Here is a 7,527-nt window from a genome sequence, read left to right on the forward strand (position 1 = left end):
CACCTGGGGTGTCGCTTACAGTGTCTCTTCCGGTGACACTTCCCCTGCCACTGACAAGGGGTCAGTTATCGCGGGAATACAGGTGTTCCGGCCGGCCTGACTGCCCATAACGCAGGCGGACCTGCACGATCCCCTGACTGGCCATCGCAGCTAATCTGCGCTGGGCAGTCGCCCGGGAGACACCAGCCAGTTCAGCGGCTTCCGCAGCAGAGAGTTCCTGACCATCCAGGGCGTCAAGAAGCAATTGTTCCGTGGCAGAACGGGATACCGCAGCAGAGGTCTGAGAACCGTTGAGGATGGACAATGCCTGGTCGATCTTATCCTGCGACAATCCCTGCGAACCGGAGAGGACATGCCGGAAACGGGCATATCTATCCAGCCTTTCGGTGAGTAACCGTTGGGGGAAGGGTTTGGCAAGATACGCCAGTGCACCTGCCCGCAGGGCTCGGCGGACGGTGTTCACATCATCGGCGGCGCTGAGCACAAACGCATCAAGGTGGGCGTTGCGCACCAGATCCAGGCCATCACCATCGGGGAGGAAGATATCAACCAACAACAGGTCGAGAGGGTGTTCGTCGATAAGCAGCTGTGCCTCAGCCAGGGTGCGGGCTGTGCCCACCGCCGTGAAACCCGGCGCGGAATCAACGATGGAGGCATGGATATCTGCAACCCGGAAATCATCATCGATCACAAGTACCTGCAGTGTTTTATCCATCTGTCATCTCTTTTCCCTCTGTTCTGTAGGTATCTGTCGGCATCATCACGCCGGGGAGTCGAACACCGAATACCGCACCGGTGAGCCCACCTTTGTCAATGACCCAGATATCACCGCCGTGGGAGCGTGCCAGTGCCCGGCATAATTTCAGGCCGATCCCGTGACCATGGATCCGGTCACCGGTTCCTTCACCAGAGACATCATCCACAAGGCCCTGCCCTGCAGCAAATACATCCACCTCTTCGGCAATGCCGGTGCCGGAATCAGCGATGGTGATGGCCAGTGTGTCGCCGGCGTCCATGAGGGTGAGGTCGATCCAGCGTGATTGGGTTCCCCGGATGGCTGCCTCGGTGGCGTTGTTGATCAGATTGCCCAGGATGGTGGCGATGTCCTCGACATTATCGGTGGTTCCCAGGATGAGGGTGTCCTCCGTGATCCGGAGGCTGACCCCACGCTCAGAGGCGTTGATGGAGGCGGTGTGGAGGAAGGAGCTTAAGAAGGGGTCATTGAGGCGGGCTGCGCCGATGAGCGGGTGTGTCTGCCCGCCATTACGGTGCATCTCGTGCAGGAAATGTGCAGCGTCGTTCACCCGCCCGGCGTCCACCAGGCCGCTGGCGGTATGGATCCGGTTGGCGAATTCATGGCGTTGGGCGCGCAGGGCGTGGGTCATGGTGCGCACGGAATCAAGGCGTTGGCTGAGTTCCAGGATGTCGGTGCGGTCCCGGATGGTGATCACCTGTCCCAGTTCCTGGTCACCGCGTCTGACCTGGTGGGAGTCCAGGTACAGGATGCGGTCGTGGTGGGTGACCGGTTCCGGTTGCTGGCCCGCCAGCAACATGGTCACGGTGGCCTCATCAAGGCCCATGTCCTGCAGGTTGCGGCCCTTCAACGGCCCCACCCCGAGGATGTTCTGTGCCTGCTGATTGTGCACATCAATGCTGCCGTCCGGGCGCAGCGCCAGCACGCCTTCCTCCACACCGTCAAGAACAGCCGTGTGGTTTTTCACCAGGGCCACCAGTTCCTCCGGTTGCAGCCCGAGGGTGATTTTCTCCCAACGTCTGCGCATCACCAGCGCCACGGTCACACCGATGGCCAGTGCCAGGACAGCTCCCACAGCCAAAGCCAGCAGCAGCTGCGGGAGCCGGTCATAGACACTGTCGCGTTCAAAACCCACGCTGACCTCCCCCACCGGCGTGGTGCTCTCCGGTGCGAAGATCGGAACCTTGGCGCGCGCGGAATCCCCCAGGGTGCCGGTCTCCCAGGCGGTGGTTTCCTCCCCGCGCATGGCGGCGGCAAAGCTGGTGCTCACCGTCTGTCCCAGCCGTCGCGGTTCTGGATGGGCCAACCTGATGCCATTGCCATCGGTGATCACGATGAACAAGGCCCCAGTGCTTATCGACGCTGCCATCGCATATCCCTGCAACGGCCCTGCGGCGAGGGTTGCGCTCGAGGGGCTGGCACCGGTCATGGTGTCCACGGCAACGTCCTGGCGGACCTGGGGATTCACCGCAACGGACCTGGCGATGGATAGTGCGGTGTGTTCAGCCTCAGTTTTCAGCTGTTGCACCATCAACACAGTGAAGATTCCGGTGCATACCCCCACCACGAGGGTGACCGTGAGTGCCTGGATCACCAGGATCCGGGTTGCGAAACGGATGTGGAACACCTCCTTGAGGTCTCATATCCCCACCCCCTGGGGGTGGTGGAAACAGTGTCATTTACCAGGAAAAGCATGTGAGCTAAATGCGCATAAATGTTTATTTGCACACTACTGGACGCAATGCACACAAGACTTTTTGGGTGATGCACGCCACCTTAGACTGTCGCCAGCAAGTTAGAACACTCAGGTTTCCCAAGGAAGGGCTAGCGATGAGCAGCTCCACAATCTCTTTAGCCGCAGACTATGCACTAAGCCATTCACCCTCAGACGGTGTGCTGGTCATATTGGGTTTTGCGATGATCTTGACCTTCATGACCCTGATCATGATCGGCCGTTTGACCCCCATGGTGGCCATGCTGTTGGTGCCCACCATCTTCGGCCTCATCGCCGGGGCCGGCTTGGGGCTGGGTGACATGGTTCTTGACGCCGTCCGCGACATGGCCCCCACCGCAGCGCTGTTGATGTTTGCCATCATGTTCTTCGGCATCATGATCGACGTCGGACTGTTCGACCCCCTGATCCGGGTGATCACCCGGCTGCTTCACGACGACCCCGCCAAGGTTGTCCTCGGCACCGCAGTCCTGGCCGGTGTGGTCTCCCTGGATGGCGATGGTTCCACCACCTTCATCATCACCACCTCCGCGATGCTGCCCATCTACCTGCGACTGGGCATGAGCCCTGTGGTGTTGACCTGCGTGGCCGGTTTGATCAACGGCACCATGAACATCCTCCCCTGGGGCGGCCCCACCGTGCGTGCCGCAGCAGCCCTGGGCCTGGACCCTGCTGAAGTATTCGTCCCGATGATCCCCTCCCTGATCGCCGGTGTGGGCATCGTCTTTATCTTCGCCTGGTTCCTGGGACTATCTGAGCGCAAGCGCCTGGGCAGGATTGATTCCTCCCGTTTCGGAGGTCCCGGTTTCAGCTCTAAGGAATCTGGCGTTGGCGGTTCCGGAGCAGGCGGATCAGCACCGCGCACCACCACCCCAACCGGTGGCGGTGGCGGCACCCTGGTGGATGTGCAGGAACCACAGGTGGACACATCAGTGAACCTCAATGACGATGACATGACTGAGGCCATGACCGACACCATGCTGGATCCTTACCGTTCCACCCTGCGCCCCAAACTTCTCTGGTTCAACGCACTACTCACCGCCGTGGTGATGATCCTGCTGGTAGCCGATATCTTCCCACTGGCCTTCGTCTTCATGATCGGTGCAGGCCTGGCCCTGGCCGTGAACTTCCCCAAGATCAAGGACCAGGCCACCGAAATGGTGGCCCACTCCTCCAGCATCGTGGGTGTGGTCTCCATGGTGTTGGCCGCCAGCGTCCTGGTAGGCGTGCTCAACGGCACCGGCATGGTTGATGCCATGGCCACCTGGATCACCACCGTCATCCCGAATTCCATGGGACCCCACCTGGCCGTGATCACCGGAGTGCTCTCCCTCCCGATGACTTTCTTCATGTCCAATGACGCCTTCTACTTCGGCATCCTGCCAGTCCTGTCAGAAAGCGCCGCACACTATGGCATCACCCCGGTGGAAATGGCCCGTGCCTCCATCACCGGCCAACCCGTCCATATGCAAAGCCCCCTGGTTCCAGCCATCCTCCTGCTGGTGTCCCTGGCCAAGGTCAACCTGGGCGATCACCATAAGAAGGTGCTCTGGCGTGCCACCATCGTCTCTTTGGTGATGCTACTGGTTGCCGTGATCATCGGAGTTGTTCCTTTTGCTGCTTAACCTGGTTAAATGTCCTCATTTAGTACTGCCATGACGCATCCCGTCATGAGATAAATCCCACCGCCACAGATATTTGCGACGGTGGGATCTGGTGGATTTATCGATAGCCGGGACGGAAAACCAGTCCCCCCTGCCCTAATCCCAGTAGATGTCCTCATCATCACGCAGGGCACGAGGACGGGCATAGGCATGGACTTCCTCCAGGAGTTCCACCTGCTTATAAGAATTTTTGATCATGGCATCAAAGACCGCCGGATCCAGACCAAGAGTATCTGCATGCTCCCGCAGGCATTCCCAGCCGCCGATCTTGGCGTTGACAGCCCCACGCATCAATTCAGTTTCCAGCAACATGGTCATGGGCGAACGCTCCACAACCTTGCCATTGCCCTTGAGCCTGCCCACACGTTCCCCCACCCAGGCCACTGCCTGACGATAAGGCTTCTGTTTGAGTCCCAGATCATTGATGATCCGTTCCAAAAAGTCACGTTCTGCAGAGATCTGATCCGCCAGCTGACCCAACTGGGCAAAGACCGGGGTATCCACAAAATCATCAGCCATCCGGGTAATACGGTTAGCACCGGCAGTGGCACCCGTTAAGTGATCAGAGAGGTAGAGCTCCAGCAGATCACTGCTCATCACCTCCGGGATCTGGGAGCTTGTGGCTGACCCGTTTAAAGATCCACCGGCCGCTCCCCCACCAGCAGCTGCACCGGCAGACACCGGTTCATGCAGTGCATCAACATTTTTCTCTGCACTATTGCGTGGGCGCAGCGGTGCTGAGACGTGTCCCCGCCCCTCAACCAGACCCTCCAACAGTTCTCTTAAAGCTTCAGCTGCAGTATGTTCGGGCACCCATCCCAGTTCAGTTTTGGCCTTGCTGTTATCCATCAGTGGGACCTGCATGCCCATGTCCAACCAACCAGCATCAGCTGGCACCACCCCTGACTTATGGGCGGCGACCAGGGCGGCACGCACAATTCCCGGTGGGATCTCCACGAACTTTCCGGATGTGCCCAAGATATCAGCCAGCTCCTGAGGCCCGAGAACATCATCGGCACAGACATTGAAGGCACCGGACTTCTTGGCCAACACCGCCGCCACATAAGCCTCACCGACATCAGCGGTATGCAATGCCTGCAGGCGCAGACCAGAAGGCAACGGGAGCGACGGCAGAGTCTCAGGCGCAAGCAACTTCGGCGGAACCGACTTACCCAGGAAATACCGCTGGATCTCTGAGGCGGCATCACCCTGGAATAACAAGCCCGGACGCAACCTGGTCACGGTGACCTCTGGGTGCTGGGCCTCAAATGCATCAAGAACATCTTCCTGAGCTGCCTTATCCACACTGTAATGCGAGGACTCGATGCCCTCAGTAGGAAAGGTTTCATCCCGCAACGGTGGCTCAGTGCCATCCTTACGCAGTGCTTCCCTGGCTTCATCAGGTGAATAGGAACCCACCGAAGAAGCAACCACCAGATGATCCACACCAGCAGCGGCAACAGCACGGGCCACACGTCGGGTACCGTCCACATTCACCCGGCGCAGCAGTTCCCGGCGGTCATTGGGCTGAATCATCCACGCAAGATGAATCACAGCATCACAGCCACGGAAAGCATCAGTCAGCTCAGCAACCGCAGTACTTTCCGTGGAGGCTGCCGCAATATCAATGGATTTCCATTCACACTGGTCATAGGGTTCCAGTTCCTGATCCGGGAGCCTGCGGGCAATGCCGAGAACCTCCGTGATTTCAGGGTGACGGTGAAGGGCGCGCAGCACGGCTGTTCCTGCATTTCCGGTTGCGCCAACAAGTGCAATTCGCATTTTGGCTCCTGGCTGGATTCGTTTTCTGCTCTTGCACGCCAGTCAACACAAAAGAAATCTCTTATACAAGGAAAGGTGGTGAAAACGCAGGTGAGGGGGCCGGATTGCTTCCCTCCTGGAAGCAGTCAGCAGATGCACGGTCGTTTCACCTCATCGCAGGCTCCAGTGGTCTGAGAAAAGGCTATTCAGCATCCCCTCTCCCCCACCTGCCCACAGCAGGTGTTGCGCCTCTCAAATCACCACTTTCAGCACGGCTACCAGCACCAACTTCGATCCGCTGATCCGGGTTCCCAGCGTCACTGAAAGCATCCCTGGCACATTTCATACACCCCTCCACCCCCGAAAGTTGCGGGCTGGGCTTAGCCCGAAGATACTGGTCCACACTCCCGCCAAGATGCGGGAAAATGCAATCACAATTTGTTCCGGTTTTCAGGCTCAAATCCCACAGGATCCCGTCTGATCTCCTAACTGCATATGCATGTGCGCCAGCACCTCAATGAAGATCAACTCTGCCTGTGATGAGTCACAGGGGCTGAGGAGTTGAACTCATGCCGAGGACTAAAAAAATCACACCATGTCCCAGGCTCAAGAAGCCTGTCCTAACAGGGGAAACATCATCTAAAAAACAATGGATACGTCGCCATCAGCGACCTCTTTTAAACGCACCCCAATAAAGTCCCCGCATAGGAAGAATTCCCGCCATGTCAGCAATGGTGATCCTTGGTCTTATCGCTTCAGCAGCCCTTTTGGCTGCTTTCGCCCTCCTCAACATGGGCAAACTCACTACAGACCATTACACATATCAAATCCTCAACTTTGCCGGTGCCAGCTTCTTAGCTGCATCTGCCGCCAATCCGATGAACGCCGGCGTTTTCTGGGCCGAAGTGGTCTGGGCAGCACTCGCCCTCTACGGAATCATCAAAATCTGGATGAAACGTCGTCCTCAGCAGACCACCCCGGTTCTTGCAACCACCCCAATCCCGAGCCTCGTAGCCGCATAGCGGTTCAGAGGAAGAGTGTGAATCATGGAACCTCTGGTATTTACCTATGAAATCGGCATCATCGCCGGTATCCTTCTTGTCCTGGCATACGGCCTGATGAACTTCGGCGTTCTGACCACGGATTCCCCGAAGTATCAGGCGTTGAACATCCTCGGTGCGCTCGGTTTTGCCTACACTGCCGTCTCACCGTTTAACCCCGGCCTCCTGCTCACTGAAGCCGTCTGGTGCGTCGTCGCCCTGGGCTTCTTGTGGAAAATTTTCACCAAGAAGAAAAAGGCATCACATGATGTGACTGGTTCAGCAGTCATCGGGTGAGCACTCCGGTATGACCGCTACCCCGTCGCAGGGTTGCGCACGGGGCAGGGGTTTATCAACGCCAGAGAAACTGAAGAAATTGTCATTTCAGCCAAACTTTTAACAAAGATTCCCTATATGTGAGCTTTGAAAGTGCACATGAGGATAGTTGGATGAGGTGGCAGCTGAGCAGAATTCCTCCTCACCTATTTTCATAAAAGTACCGGTGAGGTCTCATTTTCCAGCTGGGAAATTTCTCAGCGAGACCGCTGCCTTTAGGTAAGCAAATTTTCTCATGGG

At 57.8% G+C, this 7,527-nt stretch carries 6 protein-coding genes; 3 read left to right on the forward strand and 3 right to left on the reverse strand.

All coding sequences use genetic code 11. From position 1 onward, the window contains the following. Positions 1 to 61 precede the first annotated feature (61 nt). Positions 62 to 715, reverse strand: coding sequence for a response regulator (locus tag Q0M74_RS03620; protein ID WP_293951685.1), 654 nt, complete (start codon positions 713 to 715; stop codon positions 62 to 64). Beyond that, on the reverse strand, positions 708 to 2,381 hold the full coding sequence (locus Q0M74_RS03625) for a sensor histidine kinase (RefSeq protein ID WP_293951686.1): 1,674 nt from the start codon (positions 2,379 to 2,381) through the stop codon (positions 708 to 710). The genes Q0M74_RS03620 and Q0M74_RS03625 overlap by 8 nt, the downstream gene beginning before the upstream one ends. Positions 2,382 to 2,584: 203 nt before the next feature. Here Q0M74_RS03625 and Q0M74_RS03630 point away from each other — a divergent pair, with 203 nt between their 5' ends. Then, a complete protein-coding gene (locus tag Q0M74_RS03630; RefSeq protein WP_293951687.1) occupies positions 2,585 to 4,111 on the forward strand; it encodes a CitMHS family transporter in 1,527 nt (508 codons plus the stop codon). A 135-nt stretch (positions 4,112 to 4,246) separates the two neighbouring features. Here Q0M74_RS03630 and Q0M74_RS03635 read toward each other — a convergent pair whose 3' ends face one another. Beyond that, positions 4,247 to 5,932, reverse strand: coding sequence for an NAD-dependent epimerase/dehydratase family protein (locus tag Q0M74_RS03635; RefSeq protein ID WP_293951688.1), 1,686 nt, complete (start codon positions 5,930 to 5,932; stop codon positions 4,247 to 4,249). Between the two features lie 701 nt (positions 5,933 to 6,633). Here Q0M74_RS03635 and Q0M74_RS03640 point away from each other — a divergent pair. Both Q0M74_RS03640 and Q0M74_RS03645 read left to right on the forward strand, forming a co-directional pair. Beyond that, on the forward strand, positions 6,634 to 6,933 hold the full coding sequence (locus Q0M74_RS03640) for a transporter (RefSeq protein WP_293951689.1): 300 nt from the start codon (positions 6,634 to 6,636) through the stop codon (positions 6,931 to 6,933). Positions 6,934 to 6,957: 24 nt separating this feature from the next. Beyond that, positions 6,958 to 7,248 (forward strand): transporter, encoded by a 291-nt coding sequence (locus tag Q0M74_RS03645; protein ID WP_293951690.1) that lies wholly within the window; start codon positions 6,958 to 6,960, stop codon positions 7,246 to 7,248. Positions 7,249 to 7,527: the final 279 nt, after the last annotated feature.

Source organism: uncultured Corynebacterium sp. (assembly GCF_945649885.1).
Lineage (GTDB): Bacteria > Actinomycetota > Actinomycetes > Mycobacteriales > Mycobacteriaceae > Corynebacterium.